The 23,038-nt window shown below is 44.4% G+C and carries 21 protein-coding genes and 2 pseudogenes; 14 read left to right on the forward strand and 9 right to left on the reverse strand.

The genetic code is table 11. The features are described from left to right. Positions 1-88 precede the first annotated feature (88 nt). From IM450_RS01130 to hisB, 3 genes are all read left to right on the forward strand, one after another. Entirely contained in the window at positions 89-772 is a 684-nt protein-coding gene (locus IM450_RS01130) for a hypothetical protein (RefSeq protein ID WP_287667213.1), read from the forward strand. Positions 773-936: 164 nt separating this feature from the next. Further along, on the forward strand, positions 937-2,433 hold the full coding sequence (locus IM450_RS01135; RefSeq protein WP_287667210.1) for an energy transducer TonB: 1,497 nt from the start codon (positions 937-939) through the stop codon (positions 2,431-2,433). A gap of 288 nt (positions 2,434-2,721) precedes the next feature. Further along, a complete protein-coding gene (gene hisB, locus IM450_RS01140) occupies positions 2,722-3,351 on the forward strand; it encodes an imidazoleglycerol-phosphate dehydratase HisB (protein WP_002801689.1) in 630 nt (209 codons plus the stop codon). A 30-nt stretch (positions 3,352-3,381) separates the two neighbouring features. Here the strand turns inward: hisB and thrC are convergent, their stop codons facing one another. Continuing rightward, positions 3,382-4,491: a threonine synthase gene (gene thrC / locus IM450_RS01145; RefSeq protein WP_287667207.1), complete on the reverse strand. Its 1,110-nt coding sequence runs from the start codon at positions 4,489-4,491 to the stop codon at positions 3,382-3,384. Positions 4,492-4,978: 487 nt separating this feature from the next. On the opposite strand from thrC, the gene IM450_RS01150 reads away from it, so the two are divergent. Further along, a complete protein-coding gene (locus tag IM450_RS01150) occupies positions 4,979-5,749 on the forward strand; it encodes a class II glutamine amidotransferase (RefSeq protein WP_287667205.1) in 771 nt (256 codons plus the stop codon). Positions 5,750-5,751: 2 nt separating this feature from the next. Here IM450_RS01150 and IM450_RS01155 read toward each other — a convergent pair whose 3' ends face one another. Then, positions 5,752-6,480, reverse strand: coding sequence for an ABC transporter ATP-binding protein (locus IM450_RS01155; protein ID WP_287667202.1), 729 nt, complete (start codon positions 6,478-6,480; stop codon positions 5,752-5,754). A gap of 75 nt (positions 6,481-6,555) precedes the next feature. Between IM450_RS01155 and IM450_RS01160 the strand changes: the two genes are divergently transcribed. Then, positions 6,556-7,266: a Uma2 family endonuclease gene (locus IM450_RS01160; RefSeq protein ID WP_287667199.1), complete on the forward strand. Its 711-nt coding sequence runs from the start codon at positions 6,556-6,558 to the stop codon at positions 7,264-7,266. A gap of 324 nt (positions 7,267-7,590) precedes the next feature. Here the strand turns inward: IM450_RS01160 and psaC are convergent, their stop codons facing one another. Beyond that, the gene (gene psaC, locus IM450_RS01165; protein WP_002734319.1) at positions 7,591-7,836 is read right to left on the reverse strand and encodes a photosystem I iron-sulfur center protein PsaC; all 246 of its coding nucleotides are present in this window, start codon (positions 7,834-7,836) and stop codon (positions 7,591-7,593) included. A gap of 251 nt (positions 7,837-8,087) precedes the next feature. Between psaC and acs the strand changes: the two genes are divergently transcribed. The 6 genes and pseudogenes from acs (at position 8,088) to IM450_RS01195 (ending at position 12,325) form a co-directional block, all read left to right on the forward strand. Continuing rightward, positions 8,088-10,058 carry an acetate--CoA ligase gene (acs, locus tag IM450_RS01170; protein ID WP_002801695.1) on the forward strand — a complete coding sequence of 657 codons (1,971 nt, stop codon included), beginning with the start codon at positions 8,088-8,090 and terminating at the stop codon, positions 10,056-10,058. A gap of 131 nt (positions 10,059-10,189) precedes the next feature. After that, positions 10,190-10,348: pseudogene (locus tag IM450_RS01175) on the forward strand (ISAzo13-like element transposase-related protein); the annotation flags it as partial. Beyond that, positions 10,347-10,466 (forward strand): annotated as a pseudogene (locus tag IM450_RS22640) (DUF29 family protein); the annotation flags it as partial. The pseudogenes IM450_RS01175 and IM450_RS22640, both read left to right, overlap by 2 nt. 350 nt (positions 10,467-10,816) lie before the next feature. Next, a complete protein-coding gene (locus IM450_RS01185; RefSeq protein ID WP_287667196.1) occupies positions 10,817-11,212 on the forward strand; it encodes a hypothetical protein in 396 nt (131 codons plus the stop codon). Positions 11,213-11,895: 683 nt separating this feature from the next. Continuing rightward, positions 11,896-12,105, forward strand: coding sequence for a type II toxin-antitoxin system HicB family antitoxin (locus tag IM450_RS01190; protein ID WP_002734849.1), 210 nt, complete (start codon positions 11,896-11,898; stop codon positions 12,103-12,105). Further along, positions 12,098-12,325 (forward strand): type II toxin-antitoxin system HicA family toxin, encoded by a 228-nt coding sequence (locus tag IM450_RS01195; protein ID WP_002801700.1) that lies wholly within the window; start codon positions 12,098-12,100, stop codon positions 12,323-12,325. The genes IM450_RS01190 and IM450_RS01195 overlap by 8 nt, the downstream gene beginning before the upstream one ends. 148 nt (positions 12,326-12,473) lie before the next feature. Here IM450_RS01195 and IM450_RS01200 read toward each other — a convergent pair whose 3' ends face one another. The 4 genes from IM450_RS01200 to IM450_RS01215 form a co-directional block, all read right to left on the reverse strand. Continuing rightward, a complete protein-coding gene (locus IM450_RS01200) occupies positions 12,474-13,421 on the reverse strand; it encodes a PRC-barrel domain-containing protein (RefSeq protein ID WP_002801701.1) in 948 nt (315 codons plus the stop codon). A gap of 264 nt (positions 13,422-13,685) precedes the next feature. After that, positions 13,686-14,945 (reverse strand): dihydrolipoamide acetyltransferase family protein, encoded by a 1,260-nt coding sequence (locus IM450_RS01205; RefSeq protein ID WP_002801702.1) that lies wholly within the window; start codon positions 14,943-14,945, stop codon positions 13,686-13,688. A gap of 270 nt (positions 14,946-15,215) precedes the next feature. Further along, positions 15,216-15,959, reverse strand: a complete 744-nt coding sequence (locus tag IM450_RS01210) for a DUF561 domain-containing protein (protein WP_287667190.1) — start codon at positions 15,957-15,959, stop codon at positions 15,216-15,218. Between the two features lie 92 nt (positions 15,960-16,051). After that, on the reverse strand, positions 16,052-16,219 hold the full coding sequence (locus IM450_RS01215) for a hypothetical protein (RefSeq protein WP_002801704.1): 168 nt from the start codon (positions 16,217-16,219) through the stop codon (positions 16,052-16,054). A gap of 191 nt (positions 16,220-16,410) precedes the next feature. Here IM450_RS01215 and glmU point away from each other — a divergent pair, with 191 nt between their 5' ends. Both glmU and IM450_RS01225 read left to right on the forward strand, forming a co-directional pair. Further along, on the forward strand, positions 16,411-17,763 hold the full coding sequence (glmU, locus tag IM450_RS01220) for a bifunctional UDP-N-acetylglucosamine diphosphorylase/glucosamine-1-phosphate N-acetyltransferase GlmU (protein WP_287667285.1): 1,353 nt from the start codon (positions 16,411-16,413) through the stop codon (positions 17,761-17,763). A 160-nt stretch (positions 17,764-17,923) separates the two neighbouring features. Further along, positions 17,924-18,505 carry a thioredoxin family protein gene (locus tag IM450_RS01225; RefSeq protein ID WP_012268145.1) on the forward strand — a complete coding sequence of 194 codons (582 nt, stop codon included), beginning with the start codon at positions 17,924-17,926 and terminating at the stop codon, positions 18,503-18,505. Between the two features lie 146 nt (positions 18,506-18,651). Here IM450_RS01225 and IM450_RS01230 read toward each other — a convergent pair whose 3' ends face one another. Then, positions 18,652-19,902 (reverse strand): FGGY-family carbohydrate kinase, encoded by a 1,251-nt coding sequence (locus IM450_RS01230; protein WP_287667282.1) that lies wholly within the window; start codon positions 19,900-19,902, stop codon positions 18,652-18,654. Positions 19,903-19,904: 2 nt separating this feature from the next. Here IM450_RS01230 and IM450_RS01235 point away from each other — a divergent pair, with 2 nt between their 5' ends. Further along, positions 19,905-20,963 carry a tocopherol cyclase family protein gene (locus tag IM450_RS01235; RefSeq protein WP_287667187.1) on the forward strand — a complete coding sequence of 353 codons (1,059 nt, stop codon included), beginning with the start codon at positions 19,905-19,907 and terminating at the stop codon, positions 20,961-20,963. Positions 20,964-21,147: 184 nt separating this feature from the next. On the opposite strand, the gene IM450_RS01240 is transcribed toward IM450_RS01235, so the two are convergent. Continuing rightward, complete coding sequence (locus IM450_RS01240; RefSeq protein WP_287667185.1) at positions 21,148-22,827, reverse strand: ABC1 kinase family protein; 1,680 nt, start codon at positions 22,825-22,827, stop codon at positions 21,148-21,150. Between the last annotated feature and the right edge of the window lie 211 nt (positions 22,828-23,038).

A 23,038-nucleotide genomic window follows, 5' to 3' on the forward strand; every position in this document is an offset into this window, starting at 1 on the left:
AAAACCGCTAGGAAAAACCCGAATAAAATCTTAAGATACGGAGTGCCTAGTAGCCGTAACGATTGCGCTCACTGTTTTTGTAAATTCTATGGCAGAGATTAGCCCAGAGATCAACCTCATGCAGATAGCGACTATACTCAACCAATATCGATTTGAAATGAGAGGATATAAAGCGCAAGAATTAATCGATCGCTGGTTGCCCACCTATTCGCTAAATTGGATTCGCATGGCGATTTTAGAGGCACTCTATCAGGGACGTTACAAAGTCATTTCGGTGGAGGAAATTCTCAAAATTTGGCACCGTCGCGGCCATCCTACCTTTCATTTTACGGGGGAATTCGAGCGCTTGGTTTGTAAAAACTTGCCAGATTCCCAGTTAAATGGCAAAAAAACAGCAGTTGTCCCTGAACAGGAAAAGGTCAATATACTTTCTACCACCCTTGAGCGGCCTTATCCAGAGCCACAAGCGGGAAAAACCGATAATAATGGCACAGTAGCCATGGGTAAAGATTCTTTATTCAACTTAGAAACTTCTCTTTTTGATGATCCTCGCAAAGGGATGAGTGATGTGGAGGAATTATTCTCGCAGTTAACCCCAGAAACGCCCAAATTCCCTGAATTAGAATCATTGCCTAAATCGCCTAACGGTCATGGAACTAGGGAGAATTTTTCGGCTAATTTTAAACCGGTAATCGATGAGTTTATCCCTTTGTTAGACCCTTCGGAATTATATCCCAAATTAAAAGCTGTGGCTCGATCGCAGTATAAGTAGGGTTGGCTGAAAAAGTTTTTCCTAGGGGCAGGGTGTGGGGTGTGGGGTGTGGGGTGGTGGGGTACTGACACCAATTAATTCCCCGCCCTCAAGAAAAAAAATCGCCTTGACGATTAGAATAGAGTTAACTTTCCCCCTCCAGGCGCTGCTCAATTAACTAGATTATGACATCCTCCTATTTTGGTCTAGAAACCGAAGAAAATAAACTAATTAACTCTAATAATCTCTCGTTCGCCGCTTCTCTTGGTATTCATGCCCTAATTTTAGCGATTATCTTACCTAATTTCCTCAATAATCCAGCGCAGGAGCCAAAAAAGGAATTACGCAACGTCAATCTGATTGAATTGAATCCTCTAGAGCAGTCACGTCTTCCCAGTCTTGACTCCTCCCTGTCCAGCTTACCCGGACTGCCTAACCTCAATTCGTCTTCTTCCTCTTTGCCTCCTCTCCCCGCCATGGATGGCATCCATAACAGCACCTTACCTCCTTTACCCTCGGTTTCTTCCCTTCCCCCCTTACCTTCCTTACCTCCTTTACCCTCCGTCAATATCTATTCTCCTCCCGCCGCATCTATCTCCTCCTCGGGTAGATTACCGATTCCTCGCAATTTTCCCACTTCTACCCCCAGTTTACCTAGTCCTCCTTCTGTTCCCACCCTGTCAGAGAATAATAATCGGCCTAGGGGGACTAATAACCAGCAGCTCCAGCCTTACTTCGATCCCTACCGAGATAATCTAACTCCAGATGAATTGCGAAATTCGCCCCGTAGTGCATCGCAACAGGCACAGGAACAATTAAACAATTCCTTGGCCCGCACTTCGGAGCCGAATGGTCAATCGCCCATTGATGAACAGCGTCGTCAACAATTAATGTGGGAAATGCGAGAACGTTTGCGCTCCCTAGAGGCAGACAAAAGCAATACCAGTAACGAAGAGGCCATGAGAAATCAGGTGGATTGGCTGGCCAGAGTCCAAAAAACTAATCCTAACGCCTTAAATGAACTAAATCAGCCCAATCAGGGCAGCAGAGGTATAACTACCGTCAATTTGACCGGTAATTATCCCGCCACGGCTTGTTCCCGTCAATTAGCGGGGACGGCGGTTTATGGGGTGACGGTGGATGGTCAAGGCCGCCTCAGCAGTGAACCCCAGTTAATTAAAAGTGCTGGCTTCCCGATTTTCAATCAACAGGCGGCTGGGGAAGTGAGATCAACTCGTTTTAATAATCCCAGTGGTGAGTCGAGAATCTATCAGGTGCGAGTCAGTTTTGCCCCTAACCCGGAAGTGTGCCGAGGTGCGATCGCTAATCCCCCAAAACCGGAGGGTAGTAACCTCAATACGCGTAACTCCCCCCCCGTAACGCCGGCAACTGAAACCCCGCTTCGTCCCAATCAAACCCCGCAACCCGCCGTTAGTCCCCAACCGGATAACGTCAACCCCCCCGCAACCACAGGGCCAAATCCAGTCCAAACCCAGCCAGAACCGCCCAAAGAAGCGATAATCGAAGAAAAAGCCCCAGAAGCTCCCCCCCAAACCCCCGCTCTCAATCAGCCGGAGGTTTCCCCCGCTAGTCCCCCCACTAGCCAAAATCCTCAACCCCTGAGCGAGGAAGCTTTGCCCCCCGGTCCGCCGGCGGAAGCTAAAACTGAACCAGAAAGTTAGGCCTTTTCAGTGATCAGTGATCAGTTATCAGTGATCAGTTATCAGATGTGAGTTTTAGGTTTACTGATCACTGAAAAAAACTCTCATCTCCCTAGTCAATGATTCGATCCCCCCTTAATCCCCCCTTAATAAGGGGATGCCGATCCCCCCTTAATCCCCCCTTAATAAGGGGGTGCCGATCCCCCCTTAATCCCCCCTTAATAAGGGGGTGCCGATCCCCCCTTAATCCCCCCTTAATAAGGGGGGCATCTGATAATTTTTAACGGCTACCTACTTATTTTTACTTCAATGATTTCCACTTCCCAGATACCCGATTCTTTTGTCTCACCTTGCCGTCGCGCCTCGGTTAGTCGTACTACCAAAGAAACCGATGTACAGGTGACGATCGATCTTGATGGTAGCGGCAATTGTCGCGCCCAGACAGGAATTCCTTTTCTTGATCATATGTTGCAGCAAATCGCCTCCCACGCTGCGATCGATCTCGATGTGCGTGCCACTGGAGATCTAGAAATTGATGACCATCACACCAATGAAGACGTGGGAATCACCCTCGGACAAGCTTTACTGCAAGCTTTGGGGGACAAAAAAGGCATCGTCCGTTTCGGGCATTTTGTCGCCCCTCTCGATGAAGCTTTAGTGCAGGTTGCCCTCGATTTTTCCGGTCGCCCCCACCTCAGTTATGGTCTAGAAATTCCCACCCAAAGAGTGGGAACCTACGATACTCAGCTAGTGCGGGAATTTTTCGTTGCTTTGGTCAATCACAGTCAAATGACCCTACATATTCGCCAATTAGACGGGATTAATTCCCATCATATTATTGAGGCTACTTTTAAAGCTTTTGCCCGGGCGATGAGTGGGGCCATAGCGATCGATCCCCGTCGCGCCGGTATAATTCCCAGTTCTAAGGGAGTTTTATAGAAGCACTGCTTAACCCGAATTGACGTTAGCTTAGAAGCCCATAATTTGAGCCACTTGCGTTAATTCGGGAGCAATCCCAGATTTTAGTTGATTATTGCTGTATTTTACCGCCGAATCTGGGTCTTTTAGTCCATTTCCCGTTAAAACACACACCACGGTGGCCCCATCGGGAACCTGTTGATGCACTTTTAATAATCCTGCCACAGAAGCGGCGCTGGCCGGTTCACAGAAAACCCCCTCTTGGCCCCCTAAAATCCGATAGGCTGCCAATATTTCCTCATCGCTGACCGCATGAAATTGCCCTTGACTAGCGTGACTAGCGGCCCAAGCTTTTTCCCAGTTAGCGGGGTTGCCGATACGGATAGCCGTGGCTAGGGTTTCGGGATGGTCAACCGGTTGTTTAGAGATAAAAGGGGCGGCCCCGGCGGCCTGAAAACCCATCATCTTCGGCAGCTGGTCACATTTACCTATCTGGTGATACTGACAGAATCCCATCCAATAGGCGCTAATATTGCCCGCGTTACCCACGGGAATACATAACCAGTCGGGGGCATTACCCAAGACATCGACAATCTCGAAAGCGGCGGTTTTTTGACCCTCTAAACGGTAGGGATTGACGGAATTGACTAAAGTTACGGGATAATTTTCTGATAGTTGGCGGACAATCTTGAGGGCATCATCGAAGTTGCCATTAATAGCGATGACTTCCGCTCCGTACAATAAAGCTTGGGCTAATTTTCCTAAGGCTACATAACCGTCGGGGATAATCACAAAGGCCCGCATCCCCGCACGTCTTGCATAGGCTGCCGCCGCCGCCGAGGTGTTCCCAGTACTGGCACAAATCACCGCTTTTGCCCCTTCTTCTTTAGCTTTCGAGATGGCCATGGTCATGCCTCGGTCTTTAAAGCTGCCGGTGGGATTTAAGCCATCATATTTGACAAAAACCTTGACATCGCGCCCGATTTGTGCTGAGAGATAGGGGGCGGGGATCAGGGGTGTATTGCCTTCTAGGAGGGTAATTACAGGGGTTTTACTGCTTACGGGCAGAAATTGGCGATATTCTTCGATCAAACCGCGCCAGCCGCCGATAGACGAGGATTTAGTGGGTGATTGGGGGATCGATCGAGAAATAATTGTCATAGCCTTAAGGATACAGATTTGATTAGATGGCCTGATTTCCTATTTTATCCAATAAGCAGTCCAAAAAATTAATCTCGATCGCCCGATTCAGATTCATGGGAGTTAAAACAGGGATGCGGGAAGATAAAAGGCAATAACAGCAAATAAATGACCTTTTTGGTCAAAAAAATAGCTATTATATCGCTATAAATCTGATTTTTTGCCCTTTTTGTCTTTCAGAGGTTGATTTAATTAGCTGGTTATAATTAAATTGAAGATGGTTCCCCCTTTAATCCCTAGGGTTGATTCATAGTAGGGTTGATTCATGAATCAACCCTACCTTGATAAGGGGGGTGTCTGACAGTTTTTAACACCTACCTACTTAGTGCCAGATTAATTTCTTAGCTAGGATAGGCAAGAGGCAGCTGGAAAAAATTCTCCTGTCTGCTGTCACGGCTGCTGGCAGTAAGTAATTTTGCTGGCATCTGATATTCAAACTCAAGCAACTATGTGTCAACTTCTAGGCATGAATTGTAATGTCCCCACGGATATCTGTTTTTCCTTTGAGGGATTTTGTGCGCGGGGAGGAAAAACCGACGAACATCGAGACGGTTGGGGAATCGCTTTTTTTGAGGGTTTAGGCTGCCGAACTTTTATTGATGTTAAACCCTCGATCGCTTCTCCGATCGCGGAATTAATTAAAAACTATCCGATCCATTCTACCAATGTTATCGCCCATATTCGCAAAGCCACCCAAGGAGAAATTAAACTAGAAAACTGTCATCCTTTTCGGCGGGAATTGTGGGGGAAATATTGGGTTTTTGCCCATAATGGTAATTTAGAAAATTTCTCACCTCCTGCGGGAGATTTTTATCAACCGGTTGGGGAGACGGATTCCGAAAAAGCTTTTTGTTTAATTCTTAATACCCTGCGAGAGACTTTTCCCCAGGGCAAACCTTCCCTAGAACAACTTTATCCAGTCCTAAAAACTATCACAAACTCTATCGCTTGTCAAGGAATTTTTAATTATCTTTTATGCGATGGTGAACATTTTTTTGCCCATTGTTCAACTAAATTAAGCTATATAATCCGGCAATATCCTTTTGCGGCTGCTCATTTAATTGATGAAGATGTGAGCGTTGACTTTCAAGCTTTAGCTCGTCTGGGCGATCAAGTGGCAATTATTGCCACTACACCCTTAACTGATAATGAAGTTTGGACAGCGATTAATGCAGGAGAATTATTAGTTTTTCAGGAGGGCGCAGCAATTTTAAGTTAATCTTACCAATTGTCACTTTGTCGAGATTTTTCTAAATCAATTAACTGAGTTTTTAGCCCTAACCAATCTAATTGATTGGCGAGGCAATCTGATCCAATTTTTCCCGCTTCTAGATAAATGACTCGCTCGGCAAATTCCTCTAAAAAATCCAGTTGATGATTGACCATAATTATCGTCATTGAACTTTGATTATTTAATACTTCTAATAACCTGCTGGCCGTGCCTGTATCTAGAGCAGAGGTGGGTTCATCTAATAACAGTATGCTCGGTTCTAACAGCAAGGCTCTGGTAATTGCCACTAATTGTCTTTGTCCTAAAGATAATTCTAACTCTCCGCGCTCAAACCACTGTTGAGGAATTTTTAATAGGGATGTCCAATGGTCAATTCTCTGATTAATTTCGGCAGGAGTAAGTTTTTTTAATTGCAAAGGATAAGCGAGAGCATCTCGAACAGTCATCCCTAATAACTTCGACTCTTGTGGCAATAAAACTATCTGTTGTCGCAGGGAAATAACCGGTATTTCCCTAATCGATTTACCGTGAAAATAAATATTTCCCGTGCTTGGTTCCTGCAAACGATTTAACAATCGCAAAAGAGTGGTTTTTCCTGCCCCAGATGCTCCGACAATAGCTAACTTTTCTCCTTGCTTGATGCTAAAAGTAATATCTTCTAACAGATAAGCACTGCCCCGTCGGATAGCTAAATTTACTTGCTGTAGTTCTAAAATCAAGAGCGGTCTTTTCCTTACTTAGTTCAAATTTATTATATAATAAAAATAGCCCAATCAGTTCGGCAGGTATTCCCCATGGTTAGTCAAGTTAACAAAAACGAGATTATCTATCCTGAGAGCGACGGTAAACCGATGGCAGATAATACTAAACAATTTCACTGGATAGTAACGATTAAGCAGAATATCGACTGGTTATATATCGATGATCCCCAGGTATTTGTAGCGGGGGATCTGTTATGGTATCCCGTGGAAGGCCAGCCGAAAATTGCCGATGCTCCTGATACGATGGTAGTATTTGGCAGACCGAAAGGCGATCGAGGTTCCTACAAACAATGGCAAGAAGATAATCTTGCTCCTCAAGTCGTCTTTGAGATTCTTTCTCCCAGTAATACCTCCATCGAAATGGCCAAAAAATTGCTATTTTATGATCGCTATGGAGTCCAAGAATACTACGTCTATGATCCCGATGATAATAGTCTAGAAGCTTGGCAGCGAATTGGTGACAGTTTAGACAGTGTTAGTGAGGTTAATAATTGGGTGAGTCCCCGTTTAGGCATTCGTTTTGACTTAACCGACGAGTTAAAAATTTATCGTCCTGATGGTACTCAATTTTTGTCCTACAGCGAAATTAATCAACTACTGGAGCAGGAAAAGCAACGGGCTGAAAATGAACGCCAACGGGCTGAAAATGAACGCCAACGGGCAGAACAGGCTAATCAGCAGTTAGTAGAAATGGAGGCAAAACTGCAAAAATATCGTCAACTTTTTGGGGAATTACCTAACTAGGGTCTGCTGAATAAATGTGAAATATAGACGAGGTAAGGGGTTTGGGGCCTGTTTGGCGAGGCAGGTGCAAGATTTTAAAGCTAGTGGCTCAAAAACCTTGCATCTTGATCGGCGATTGCGTCCTGTAGGGGCGAAGCATTCGGGCAATAACTTATCGGTGAAACCGTAGATTTTCTATCCGAATGCTTCGCCCGTACTTTTTGCCGCAAACCCTAACTAAAATCTTCACTAGCGACGGGAGTATAACAAAAAAAAAGAGGACTGGTTAGTCCTCTTAACAAGATTAGTTTTCGCTAAATGTTAAACACAGAATGATTGCCAGGCCTAGTAGGCTAGACCCATACTGCGGGTGGTTTCTGCTCCGAGATAAACCCGAATGCTTAGGAAATCCGTCGGACAAGCGGTTTCGCAACGTTTGCAACCAATACAGTCTTCCGTGCGGGGGGAGGAGGCAATTTGGGCAGCTTTACAGCCATCCCAGGGAACCATTTCCAGCACGTCGAGGGGACAAGCCCGAACGCATTGGGTGCAACCGATACAGGTATCGTAAATTTTAACGCTATGAGACATTGAATTATGACTCCTTACCGAGTGTTCTCCATGTTAAATTTCGGGTTTATCGGTTAGTTTACCTTACAGCGATCTGTTCATCGCTCGATCGGTGACATAACTTTAAACTCTGTAACACTTGGGGCCAAATGGCGATCGCTAGTCAGGGATCGGGCAATCCTAAAATAGCCTTAAAGAATTGCTTGCCGGGGTTACGCGGGGAACCGAAAAAGGTAATCTGGATCGCAAGATAATTTATTTCGTTTGCCAGTATGACAGAAATAGCGATCGAATCGATCCTACAGGAAAATCGGCTGTTTCCCCCCAGTGCCGAATTTGCCCAGAATGCCACCATTAAAAGCTTTGAAGAATATCAGCAACTCTACGCCAAAGCCAAGGCCGATCCCCCGGCTTTTTGGGCCCAATTAGCCGAAAAAGAATTACATTGGTTTGAAAAATGGTCAGAGGTTCTTGAGTGGCAGCCCCCCTTTGCTAAATGGTTCGTCAACGGCAAGATTAATATTTGTTACAACTGTATTGACAGACATCTCACGACATGGAGGCGCAATAAAGCTGCCATCATCTGGGAAGGAGAACCGGGAGACAGCCGCACCATTACCTACGAACAGCTACACCGAGAAGTGTGCCAATTTGCCAACGCTTTAAAGGAATTAGGCGTGAAAAAAGGCGATGTGGTCGGAATTTATATGCCGATGATTCCCGAAGCGGCCATCGCTATGTTAGCCTGTGCCAGAATTGGTGCGCCCCACAGTGTAGTTTTTGGGGGATTTAGTGCCGATGCTTTGCGCGATCGTCTTAATGATGCGGCCGCTAAGGTGGTAATCACTGCCGATGGTGGTTTCCGCAAGGATAAAGTAGTTGCCCTCAAGGAACAGGTAGATCTGGCTCTAGCCGATAATAGCGCCCCCAGTGTGGAAAAAGTCCTCGTTGTCCAGCGCAGCAAGGAACCCATCAATATGGTTGCCGATCGCGATTACTGGTGGCATGATCTACAAAAACAGGTATCTGCTAACTGTCCGGCCGAACCCATGGATAGCGAAGATATGTTATTTATCCTCTACACCAGTGGTTCCACCGGCAAACCGAAAGGAGTCGTCCACACCACCGGCGGTTATAATCTCTACACCCATGTCACCTGCAAATGGATTTTTGACCTGAAAGACACCGATGTTTACTGGTGTACTGCCGATGTGGGTTGGATTACCGGCCATAGTTATATCGTTTACGGACCCCTCTCCAATGGTGCCACCACGGTAATGTATGAAGGGGTTCCCCGTCCCTCTAATTTAGGCTGTTTTTGGGATGTAATTGAGAAATATCGCGTTAATATCTTTTATACTGCCCCCACTGCTATCCGCGCTTTTATCAAAATGGGTGAAGACATCCCCAATAGCCGGGATTTATCCTCTTTGCGCTTACTGGGAACCGTGGGAGAACCGATTAACCCGGAAGCGTGGATGTGGTATCACCGGGTTATCGGTAAAGAAAAATGTCCGATTGTCGATACTTGGTGGCAAACGGAAACCGGGGGGATTATGATTACTCCCCTACCCGGGGCAATTGCCACCAAACCGGGGTCAGCAACCCTACCTTTCCCCGGTATTATGGCCGAAGTGGTGGACTTAGACGGTAATCCCGCCCAAGCGAATGAGGGGGGTTATCTGGTGGTCAAACATCCCTGGCCCGGTATGATGCGAACAGTTTATAAAAATCCCGATCGCTTCCGCAATACCTACTGGGAACATATCGCCCCCAAAGATGGCCAATATCTCTATTTTGCTGGAGATGGTAGCCGTCAGGACGAAGACGGTTATTTCTGGGTAATGGGGCGCGTCGATGACGTGATGAGCGTTTCTGGCCACCGTTTAGGGACAATGGAGATCGAATCAGCTTTAGTATCCCATCCTGCGGTAGCAGAGGCGGCTGTGGTGGGACGACCAGATGAAATTAAAGGGGAAGAAGTCTATGCTTTTGTGACTCTTGAGGGGCATTATGAAGCGAGTCCGGAGTTAGCGCAAGCATTAAAGGATCACGTTGTCAAGGAAATTGGCATTATTGCCCGACCGGGAGAAATCCGTTTTACCGATGTGCTGCCAAAAACGCGATCGGGTAAAATTATGCGTCGTCTCTTGCGAACTTTAGCATCAGGTCAAGAGATTTCCGGTGATACTTCTACTCTAGAGGATCGATCGGTTTTGGATAAATTACGGCAAGGTGCCTAATTTAATTGCCGGTTTTTCCTAGTAGTTAGGGTGAGGAATAAGAGTTAATCTTATCTCACTCTAACGGGAGTGATTCTCGGTGAACATATTTGCTCAAGCATCAAATCTATAACGGTTCTTCGTTAGAACCAGAATTAATTGGAAATTATAAAAATAGCGGTGCTGAATGGCTAAAAAAGGGAGAGCCAGTACAAGTATTGGTTCATGATTTTCCTGACCAAGATAAGGGAAGAATCATTCCCTATGGAATTTACGATCTGAGCCAAAACGCGGGATGGGTAAATGTAGGCAAAGGAATATAGAGCGCGTCGAGAAGCCGCCAGACAAACAGGTTTAGTCCTCAGCATTTTTCCCGAGTTTTGTCCCTATACTATCGCGCAGGTGATCGAAGATTGGTTGCCCCAGTGATAGCCCGGATTGAAGGTTAAATAATCCTAAATCTGGTTATTAAAGACTGATTATTTATTCTCCCTTTTGCATGAGTGCCTTTTGTCTGTCTTGATATGTAGCCTATACTCAACGGATTTAGTATAAGTTGTTCCCCATCTCTCGATCGCTTGACTATTGATCGCCCATTTTCAGACCAAAACTCGAAGTATAAGCAGATTAAATATTGCTAACTATTGACAAATGAGTATTTTATGTTATAAAACGGGGTGATATGCAGAAAGTTGACCCCTATCGTTGCTCTGGAGATTGTTATGCAGAAAGTTTCTGTATAATGTGTAGTTAGGCAGAATTTTGGAGGTAATCCAACGATGATTATGTTCATCAAGGTTTCACAGTTAATGGCGATAAGTTTACTGTTGTTAGTGGGCTGTTCATTTAACAATACGGGTGTAGTCAAGTCTGATATATCCGGTTGTTGGGAAAGAAGCAAATTTAATGCTGACGGTGCTTCTTCAGGCTATTGGAAAGAAACGTACAAACTGGAACCAGGAGGTAGTTTTAGTAGAGAGAGTAATGTAACGATTACCTCCGGTTTAGTACGGATAGAACCAGAACCACATTACTCCTCTGGTGAATGGATTATTGATGACGGATACGTTGTGATTCAATGGAAGGATGGAAATACAGTAACACTGAAGGTAGTCTCGAAATATGAATTAGCCGAAGTGGGAAGCTCTGTTGAATTCGCATTCAGAAGATGTTAAGTGTGATCGCCGATCTTGTGGGTGAGTCCCACGCATCTTTCACCTGTCTAAATCTAAGCCCGTCTAACAAATCACTGCGCCCGATCATATGCTAGGCTACCTCTAACATCCAAAGTTAATGACGGTGGGTGAGTTCAACCGTTAGACGGAATTTTCGGACAAATTGAGGATAAAAGATGTTAATTAGGTTCTGCTGAATAAATCTAAAAACTTTGTTGGATAAGGTTTTTAGACTTTTTTCCCCCCAAAAAGTGCCGACCATTGGAGTGATCGGGGAAAAATTCAGTTACTTTTTCTCTGAAAATTAGGTAATTGACCACCTGAAAATGGGTAAAACCCCACACCCTACACCCCACACCCCACACCCTACCCCCACGAAAAACTTTTTGCCGCAAACCCTAATTAGACCATCAAAGTTAAAGTTCAAGATAGAAAAACTTGATTTTGCTTTAATATTTTCCATTCTTTATATCAACTCTACGCCTGTTTTTGCACAATCTTCTCACTCAATTCTAGGAAGGTGGGACAATATTAGATTAAGTACTAATAACTTAATATCTTATAGAGTTTTTCAAAAAGCGTGAGTTGGGTCAATGATCAGGAAACATAACTATTTTCTAACCAAACGATTAGGAAACAGTTATGTTATGATTTTCAGAGTAAGCCAGAGATGATAAGACACCATGAAAAATCGCATCTTTACTGTTATTTTGTACAAAGAAGATAATATGTACATTGCTGAATGTCCAGAAGTTGGCACAGTAGATCAAGGAGAAACAATTGAGCAGGCGATTGCTGGATTGAAAGAAGCCACACGGCTTTACCTAGAGGAATTTACCTTACCAGAAACATCCCCTAGATTTGTGACCAGTATTGAGGTTAGTTATGCCTAAACTGCCACGAATCTCTAGTGGGGAGGCAATTAGATCTCTTGAACGCTTAGGCTTCGAGCAAGTTCGTCAAACAGGTAGCCATGTTGTGATGAAGAAAGAAACCGAAGATGGCAAAATTGGTTGTGTTGTCCCTGTACATCAGGAATTGAAGGTTGGTACATTAAGTGGAATTCTGAAACAAGCCCAAGTCACAGTTGAAGAGTTCATTGAACATCTATAAGGTCTGACAAATCAATGCACTCGACGTGATCCCAAAAATATTTAGTCCCCCCAGAGAACTCCCCTTGAGCCACATACCACACTTTTCTTTTTTTGTCAAATTTTATGTTAAGAAAGATGTAACTAATGGATAGGGGGATGACCAAAGATTAACCGTCTTCGTATTCGGGGATTCTTTCCTTTTTCTTCTCGGTGATATTGATGCGGGGGGGATTGTAATCTGGTTCCACGTCATCATCCCACATATCATCCTCGGCCTTATCTTCGTAATCGTCGTACTGAGGACGAGAAAAGCTTTCTGTGCGTTCTGAGCGAGCTTCTCCCCAGTTATCTTCTTCTTCCTCGTATTCTTCCTCATAATAACGAGCTTCGGCCCGTTTTTGCGGTGGGGGAGTGGCACGCAGGGGTTCTTTTTCCCATTCATCCTCACTCCAGCGTTCTTCAACGGGTTTAGCGGCCTCCACGGGGGTGCGGAGGGGAATGCCCGTACCTAACTGATTTTCTGGACGAGCAGCGGGGGTATAATAAGCTTCTTCCTCTTCTCTTTCCCAGGGGGGACGACCAATACCCAAACGTTCCAAAACCCCCACACTAACCTGCGTGAGACGTTCCTCGGCCCCTTCAAAGACAATTAAGCGATTCGGACCGCTGCTAACCACTTCTTCGATAGAAATTTCGTAGGTACTGATCAATTGTTCGGGGATCAGAGGCAATCCCAGGGAAGCAATGATAATGGAATGTAATTGACCACTAAGGGGATCAAATTGATAATCGCGGACTTTGCCTAAAGGTTCGCCGGTTTCCGTGATCACGTCACTACCGATTAAGGGAGTATAAGCATCGATATCGACGGATTCCAAGACGTTATCATCTTCAACGAGAACCACGTCTCCCGTCTGACTGATGCTCGATAAATACATATATTGAGGCATTCCCGACAGGGAGAGGATATTATCGCGGAGTCCCAGGGCAACCACTTCTCGTTGATCGATATCTACTAGGATATCTTTAACAACGCCGAGTTTTTTGCCTGTATTGCGAGTGATAACCTGTGTATTTAAAAATTCTGAACGTAAGCGACTATTCTCTGTGATCATTTTTTCCTATGGGTAGGCGTTAGGGCGTGGGAATACGAATTATTGTAGGCTTAATATATAGGGCGAAATTGAGTGTTAATTTACCGATATTAGCTTAGATCTTAAAGTTCCCTGAGATTAACACTTTTTTTGACCTTGTTTGGGCGATAGTTTCGGGTGATAGATAGGGTTAAACCCATTTTAGCTAATTCTTTACATTTTTTTAGTAACAACAAAGCAGGAGCTAGAGAGAAACTCCCTTGGCTCCTGCTGTCTAGATTTTGATTACATAGTTAAAGACTGCACCTCAGTTTCGATCAGTTTAGCTAAGTCTTGCAGGAAGGAGGCCGCATCGGCCCCGTAGATGACTCGGTGGTCACTGGTGAGATTAACCGTCATCTGTTTTTGCACTCCGAATAAACCATCTTTATTGACGACGATTTGGGGACGGGAAGCACCCACGGCTAGGATCGCGCCTTGGTTGGGGGGTAAGATAGCCGTAAAGCGATCGACTCCGAACATTCCCAGATTAGAAATGGTAAAAGTACCGCTATTATATTCTTCCGGTTGCAGTTGTTTACTGCGGGCGCGATCGACTAAATCTTTCCAACTGCGGGAGAGGGAATAGATATCCATCTGGTTAGCAGAGCGCAAAACCGGCGTAATTAAGCCCCCATCGGGCATAGCTACGGCGACAGCGACGTTAATCGCCCCGTGGTATTGAATTCCTGCGTCGCTATAGCAGGCATTAACGATCGGATGTTTAGCGAGGGTGTTGGCCACCGCTTTTGCTAACAGGGCCGTCATGGTGACACCCTTGGATTTTAGCTGTTGATAGAGTTGATCCAGTGGGTCGGTGGTGATAGTGTAGCCCACTTGGAAGGTGGGAACCTGTAGGCTAACCGACATATTCTGGGCGACGGCTTTTTGTAGAGTGGTGAGGGGAACAGTCCGGCCGACTGGGGCGCTGGTTGGAATCGGGGCTTTAGGAGCCGCTACAGGGACGCTGACGGGTTGCGGGGGAGTAATGACAGGAGCGGGGGCGGTGCTGACTTTTCCTGTCGATTTTTCTACGTCTTCGGCGGTAATTCGTCCGTGGGGACCGCTACCCACTAGGGTTTTCAGATCCACCTTTAATTCTTTAGCCAGTTTTTTGGCCCTGGGAGAGGCGACTAAACGGCCATTATCTTTAACGACGGCGACGGGGATCGAAACGGGAGGCGGAGCGATTTCTGGGGTCTCTACGGGCTTGCTAGGGGCGACTGCGGCGGTTTTTCCCTGAGCTTTGGCCAGTTCAATTTCCGCTTCAGTTTCGGCAATATAGGCGATCGCTTCCCCCACGGGCGCTTCTTGGCCAGCTTCGACTAAAATTACAGCGAGATAGCCATCATAAAACGATTCCACGTCCATGTCGGCCTTGTCGGATTCGACCACTAACACCGTTTCCCCTTTGCTGACTTTTTCCCCGGGGGACTTCACCCAAGAAACTATTTTTCCTTCGGTCATGGTGGAACTGAGCGCGGGCATGAAGATATCTCGAATCATGGTGGAGTGCTTCTATCTCTAATGTTTTGAGCCATAGCGCATTTTACCACAGTTGATGGGGTTGGGGGTGTGGGGAAGTGGGGTGTGGGAATTATAAATTATGAATTATGAATTGGGGTGTGGGGTGTGGGGAGAATAAATAAAATAATCTCCTATCTCCTGACTTCTGACTCCTGACGACCGCCTCCTGACAGCTAAAATAACTGGTGACAAAGGGAAAAAGAGAAGGGAAAACGGCCCCTTCTCCGTCGTATCTAGACAAAAATTGTTCTAGTTGCCAATATAGACCGGTTGTGCTTGCAGAGATTCAACTAAACCGCGCACGGCTGCCACCATGGCTACTTCATTATCCAATTGATTGATCGCCGAACCAACACCGATACCAGCCGCTCCAGCAGCGATCGCCATAGGGGCGGTAACGCTGGATAAACCGGAAGCGCAGAGGACGGGAACTTTAACCGCATGGGAAATAGCGTGGGCTGCCGCTAAAGTCGGGGCGGCTTTTTCAATCAGTCCCAAAATACCGGCGTGACGGGGTTGACTGCTAGTGCCGCCTTCGGTTTGAATAATATCGGCACCCTGACTAACTAGAGCTTCTGCTAGTCTTACCTGTTCATCGAGGGGTAGGAGATGGGGAACTGTCACAGACAGGGTAATTTCGGGCAGTAGGTCGCGAGTTTGACGGGTTAGGGCTAAAACTTCCGCCGCTTCAAAAATGCGTCCTTGAGCATAAAAACTATCGAAATTACCGATCTCAATTAAATCGGCCCCGGCCGCCACTGCCATCACCAACAATTCTGGCTCGACGGCCGATACACACACGGGTAAATTTGTCAAGGCTTTTACCGCCCGAATTAGGTCAGCATTAGCGGCAATATCGACAAAAGTTGCTCCTCCGGCTGTAGCGGCTTTAACTACTGAGAGAACCTGCGAGCGATCGAAATTATTTAACCCACTGATCACTTTCAGGGCATGACGACGGGCGAAGGCTTGCTGTAAGGCAAAATTGATCATTAATCTACACCTATCTGGAATTCTCAAAAAACATTTTCCCACCTTCTCGCTGATCAGAGGGTGGGATTTGAGAATTCTTAGGGAAATTTTCTTTAATTTAGGTTTTGATTCTCTTGGTTTTTGCGCTTGAGGTTTTGCAGTTGTTGCAGCAGTACCTCGATTTCCGCTTCTAAATGGAGATATTTAACCTGTTGGTCAGCTTGGTAGGTGGTGCGAATCTGTTTCATGGCGGAGGATTCCTTAGTTAGCACAGTTGTCATAGTGGTATCTATAGAGGGCTAATTATGTTCAATTGTTTCAATTTGTATATACTACCTTAACAATGTCTTAAAGAAAACCTTTTTATGGTAGTTTCTCAACTGGCACAGGATGAAAGAGGGGAAAAATTCTTGCAACCAAAGGGATCGGAGTGCGATATACTCAGTCGCGAACGATATTGGCAAGCATGACCATGGTAGCGGTAGCAATTTTAGCGGCGGGTAAGGGAACCCGAATGAAGTCCAGCCTTCCAAAAGTTTTACATCCCCTCGGCAGTCGATCGCTAGTGGAACGGGTCCTTAATGTCAGCGAATCCTTACATCCCAGGCGAAAACTGGTGATTATCGGTTATCAGGGAGAACAGGTGCGAAATACGCTACAGCATCTCGAGGATATCGAATTTGTTGAACAAAAGGAACAGTTAGGCACTGGCCATGCTATTCAGCAGTTAATCCCCCATTTAGAGGACTTTCAGGGGGATTTGTTGGTCTTAAATGGTGATGTTCCCCTGTTGCGTCCCGAAACCTTGCAAAATCTTCTCCAGATTCATAAAAACCATGGTAACGCTGCCACCCTCTTAACTGCTAACCTCCCTAACCCGAAAGGTTACGGTCGAGTTTTTTGTGATGGCAATAATCTCGTTAAGCAGATTGTGGAAGAAAGAGACTGTACCGATGCCCAACGACAAAACCACCGGGTTAATGGGGGTATATACTGCTTTAATTGGTCAAAATTAGCGGCGATACTGCCTAATTTAACGCCCAATAACGATCAAGGTGAATATTATCTCACCGATGTGGTCAATTTTCTCGATCCTGTCATGGCTGTGGATGTGGAGGACTGTTTAGAAATTAGCGGCATTAACGATCGCAAACAATTGGCCGCCGCCTATGATATCCTGCAAACTAGAGTCAAAGATGATTGGATGGCCGCCGGAGTCACCATTATTGACCCCGATAGTGTCACCATTGAGGATACTGTCACTCTCAGTGCCGATGTGATTATTGAACCCCAAACCCATCTGCGCGGTGAGACGATAATCGCTTCTGGTTGTCGCATCGGTCCGGGGAGTTTAATCGAAAATAGTCGCATAGGCAGCGATGTGACGGTCTTATTTTCGGTTATTTCTGATAGTCAGGTGGATTCTGGTTGTCGCATCGGTCCCTATGCTCATTTGCGCGGAGAAGCGAAAATTGGTGCTAATTGTCGAGTCGGTAATTTTGTTGAAATTAAAAAAAGTGACATCGGCAATAAAACCAATATTGCCCATTTATCCTATTTGGGAGATGCCACTTTAGGGGAAAAAGTGAACGTTGGTGCGGGAACAATTACTGCTAATTACGATGGGGTGAAAAAACACCAAACTATGATCGGCAGTGGCACAAAAACTGGGGCAAATAGTGTTTTAGTCGCCCCTCTAGAATTAGGAAAAAATGTCACCGTGGCTGCCGGTTCAACTATCACTAAAAATGTCCCCGATAATGCTTTAGTTATTGCTCGCCAAAGTCAGCGTGTGATCGAAAATTGGGCAGATCAGTTTCAGTAGGTTATAGCAGTTAGCAGTTATCAGTTATCAGTTATCAGACGTGAGTTTTCAGTTTACTGTTTACTGTTCACTGATGCTGATTAAGGCGTTAAATTTGCGCGATGAAGCATGAAATGCTATAAAAATCTCAGTCCTCCCTATAGAAAAGAGTAGAAACCTTATGGCACGCACCGAGTCCACAATGTTAGATCTGGGGACAAAAGCTCCCAGTTTTGCCTTACCCGATGTGGTTTCGGGTGAAACTATCTCTCTGGACAGCTTTGCGGCTAAAACCGCTCTGTTAGTCATCTTCCTCTGTGAACATTGTCCCTTTGTTAAACACATTCAAGAAGAACTTACCCGTCTAGGTCGCGATTATGCTAATACCAATCTGGGCATCCTCGCAATTAGTTCTAATGACGTGGAGAAATATCCCGATGATTCGCCAGAAAATTTGAAAAAAATGGCGATAACTCTTGACTTTAAATTCAATTTATGCTATGACGAAAGCCAAGAAGTGGCGAAAGCTTACACGGCAGCCTGTACTCCCGATTTTTTCCTCTTTGATAGTCAGCGGATTCTAGTCTATCGCGGTCAATTAGATGATAGTCGTCCTAGTAATGGAATACCGGTGACAGGCAAAGATCTCCGGGCCGCTATTGACAAGGTTTTAACCGGTCAACCGGTGCCGACAGACCAAAAACCGAGTTTAGGCTGTAATATCAAATGGAAACTGGGTAATGAGCCACCCTATTATGGTTAATTAACGAAGGGTGTAGGGTGTAGGGTGTGGGGTGTGGGGAGAATAAATAAAATAATCTCCTGACTCCTATCTCCTGACTCCTGACGACCGACTCCTAACTCCTAACCCCACCAACAAGCTTTTTGCCGCAAATCCTACTTATGAGACTATTTCAATAGCGTAACCGATTGCTGTGCTAATAGGGCAGTACCATAGGCCGCTTGCTCCTGTTTAGATAAAAGCACAGGAACTCCTAAATGACGCTGACGAATTATTCTCCAAGTCGAATTTTTTGCCCCACCACCCGCACTATAAACTCGCTGTAATTTATTGGCCCCCAATTCCTGTAAACGCTGATAACCTAAAGCTTCAATGCGGGCAATACTTTCTAGTAAACCATGCAAAAATTCTCGAGGATTATCGGGGCGAGGAGTCAGTTTTGCGGGTAAAAAAGGATCATTAATGGGAAAACGCTCGCCCGCTTTTAGGAGGGGATAATAATCTAAATTACTTTCTTTTTCTCCATCTATTGCTAAACTATAATTTCTCAATTCTTGATCAGAAAAAAACTTCTTTAACACTGCTCCTCCCGTATTGGATGCCCCACCAGTTAACCACAAATTTCCTAAACGATGACTATAGATGCCATAGTTACTATCATCAACTTTCTGGCTACTTAATAATTTTAAGACTAAAGTTGAACCTAAAGATGTCACTGCATCCCCTAAAGAATTAGCACCACTGGCTAAAAATGCCGCTATGCTGTCGGTGGTTCCCGTATAAATTAAACAATCTTTCGGGATAGCAAAACGAGTCACTAAATCTGGTTTAATAGTATCGATCGCTGTACCCGGGGCAAAAATTTGCGGTAATAAATTAAACATCGGTAAATTCTCTAACCAATCGGGATAACAGAGATTTTCGAGATCATAACCTAACTTTAAGGCATTGTGATAATCACTAATTCCCAGTTTACCGTGCAGGAGAAATGCTAACCAATCCGCTTGCGAGAGAAAATAACGCGCTTGCGAAAAAATTTCTTGCTGACTCCACCAAAATAATTTAGCTAAACTGGAGGTAGCACTAATCACGGGATGGTGAGGGGGTGCTATAGCTTTAATTGCTTCTAAAAAGGCAATTCCTCGCCCGTCATTGTATAATATGGCCTCAGAAAGAGAATTACCCCAATTATCACATAATAACACCGTCGAGGAAGTACCATTAATAGCGATCGATTTAAGTTCTGAACGCACCGAATCCCCTAGATTATCCAATAAATAAAATAGGGCCTTTTGCCAATCCTGAAAATTGGCATTAGTGAAGGGATAATGAACCTCAGCGACGATATTTTTGCTAGAATCAATAGCAATCGCTCGCGCTCCCGATGTGCCAAAATCAATACCTAAAGATAAACCCATAGATGTCTTCACAACCCCCTCATTCTGGCTACCATTGGGATGGTATCACTCCCCGATTCTTTGAAGGTTGGTACTTCCGAGTCATGATTCCGCAATTAGCCGACGGATTCGCCTTTATGTATTCTATTCAAGACCCAAGCGGCGGTCAAGTCAATAGCGGCGGAGCGGTACAAATTTTAGCCATAGAATCTAATTATCTTTGTCGCACTTTTCCCGATACGGATAAATTTTGGGCAAGTCGTCAGGAATTAGCCATTATCCATTGGGGAAAAACTAACTTAAAAATCCGTCCCTGTCTCCTTTCCCCGTCAGATTTTTTTGAGTCTATTCAAGAAGGTTATCAAGCAACAGCAAACCAGCAGCAAGGACGAATTTATGATCCCGTCACTGGAGAAATCTGTCAATGGGATTATCGAATTGAAACTAGGTACAGTTGGGGAGATAACAAGCGTCCACCCCAAGCAACAGCAGGAATATTATCTTATTTACCGATTTTTGACCCGGGTTGGCAGATTTTAACTGCTCATGGTTTAGCAACGGGAATGATTACCCATCGGGGAAAAAATTATCAATTTGAGAATGTACCTTTTTATAGCGAGAAAAATTGGGGTTATTCTTTCCCCGAAAAGTGGTTTTGGATTAATTGTAATGCTTTCCCTGAAAATCCCGATTTAACCTTAACCGCAGTGGGTTCTACCCGAAAAGTTCTCAACTGGACGGAATCGGTGGGAATTATCGGTATTCACTGGCAAAATCGCTTTTATAAGTTTGATATCTGGAATTCTCAACTAACTTGGACAGTGCAACCCTGGGGATACTGGGAAATGAGGGCAACCAACGAGAATTATACCATTGTCTTGATCGGGATCAGTGATCATCCTCCCGATCGCGTGCGTGTACCTACGGAAAAAGGTCTCTCTTTTGCTTGTCAAGATACCCTCAAAGGTAAATTATCGATAAAATTGGCTGATAGTCGTGGTAAAACCATTATCAATGCCTCTAGTCGTCTAGCGGGCCTCGAAATTGGCGGTATTTGGCCATCAGCTTGGATTAAACAGTGATTTAAATCACCATGGCGACGGGAGAATGTGGAACGAACCACAGAGACACAAAGGACACAAAGATCGATCGCTACTATATAAGTCAAACTTATCACACAAAGAATAAGAGAGCCGGGGAACTTGTCACCACACTGGCAATTAGATATTTAATTATAACCACTTACTTAATAAAGATGATAATTATTTACTTGTCTAGCATTTTATCTAATCTTTCCTGAATCAATAAAGCCAGGGAAGAACGCAGAAAAAATAAAGCAAATAACCCAGCTAAACTGAAGGGAATAATAGCTAGTTTGCTATAGTTTGTGTCTAATAAAAATATGGCTGAGATAATGCTAAATCCCAATAAACAGACATTAATTAATAATTTAATTCCCAGATAAATTCTTTTCAGAAGTCGTTCATTTTCGCGTGACTTAACTTGAAAAACTAAATTTCCTCGCTCGATTTTTTCCTCTAATTGACGGATCATTCTCTCATTTTTATTACCTTTTTGCCATTGTTGTTTAAGAAAAGTGCGCGCTTGATTAGCTAGGGTCAGCATGGTGTTGGTAGTTCCTCCTGATACCGCTAGACTTTTCACAAAAGGTTGACTAGCTGCTAATAAATTATACTGGGGATCTAAAGAGCGGGCAATCCCATCCAAAGTGGTGACAGATTTAATAATAAAAGTCATTTGGGGAGGTAAGCGAAAAGGTTGCTGTTTAAACATTAAATACACTTGATCGCTAATTTGTTCAAAGACCCTCACATCTACCGGTTTATCGCGAAATTCATCTAAAAGAAACTGCAAGATATTTCGCACAGGTTGCAGATCTCTAACGGGTTCAATTAACCCCATATACACGAGAGTTTTTAAGACTGTTTCCGTATCCTTTCTTAAGATAGCAAAAAAGGTTTCAATCATTTGATCTTTAGCGACGGACTTTAACTCGAACATCGTGCCGAAATCGTAGAAAATTAACTCCCCTTCCTGACTAACTGCCATATTACCCGGATGGGGATCCGATTGGAAAAAACCATCCTGTAATAGTTGTTTGAGATAGGAACAGATTCCCAGTTGAATAATACCATCGACGTTAATACCATTAGCTATTAAAGTCTCTCGATCATCGACTTTAATCCCCGGTACATACTCCAAAGTTAATACCTTGCGGGTGGTATATTGCCAGTAAACTAAAGGAACTTTTACTTGGGGATAATTCTTAAAATTTTCCCGAAAGCGATCAGCATTTTTGCCCTCATGAATATAATCGATTTCTTGAAAGAGTAGTTCAAAGAATTCTTGGTAAATAGCTTCTAAATTATATTTTTTCACCACGGAGAAAATATTTAACCAACGGGTGAGACGATGCAACACTTCAAAATCGAGATTAAATAGTCCTTCTAGATTTGGTCTTTGTACCTTAATAACGACCTCTTCCCCACTTAATAACCGCGCTCTATGCACTTGTCCTAAACTGGCACAAGCGAGGGGAGAAACGCTAAAACTTGCAAATAAATTATCTAGGGGTTGTCCTAATTCTGTTTCAATAACTCGGATCGCTTCTTGACTATTAAATTCGGGAACTCGATCCTGTAATTGGGTTAATTGTTCGATATATTCGAGCGGAATTAAATCTGCTCGCGTCGATAAAGATTGTCCAATTTTAATAAAAGTTGGTCCCAAATTCATGAGGCGATCAACTAACCATTTCGCTCTCCTTTGCCGTTTTTTGCCCCTATTAGCCCCCGTTAAACGATCCCAGAGCAAAAAAGTCAAAAACTGCATTGTAAAGCTAAATATCTCCAATTGACGAATAATTGGCGATCGTAAGCTTTGCTGCCAATGTAAAGATTTGGGGGAATCAAAAGGAGTAAGCATCAGTTATTAGTTATCAGTCTTCAGTTATCAGTTATCAGTTATCAGTTATCAGTTATTAGTTATCAGTCTTCAGTCTTCAGCAAAACCGATCTACAGCGTTTCTCATCAAGGTGAAGTATAGATTAAACCTTGCCGAAGTAAAAATTCCAGTCGCGAAAATGCGCTTCATCCATCTGAGAAACGCTGTCAAGTATTCTCGAACCGTTTCCGA

The sequence above is a fragment of the Microcystis sp. M083S1 genome (genome assembly GCF_020246405.1).
Classification (GTDB): Bacteria; Cyanobacteriota; Cyanobacteriia; order Cyanobacteriales; family Microcystaceae; genus Microcystis; species Microcystis aeruginosa_C.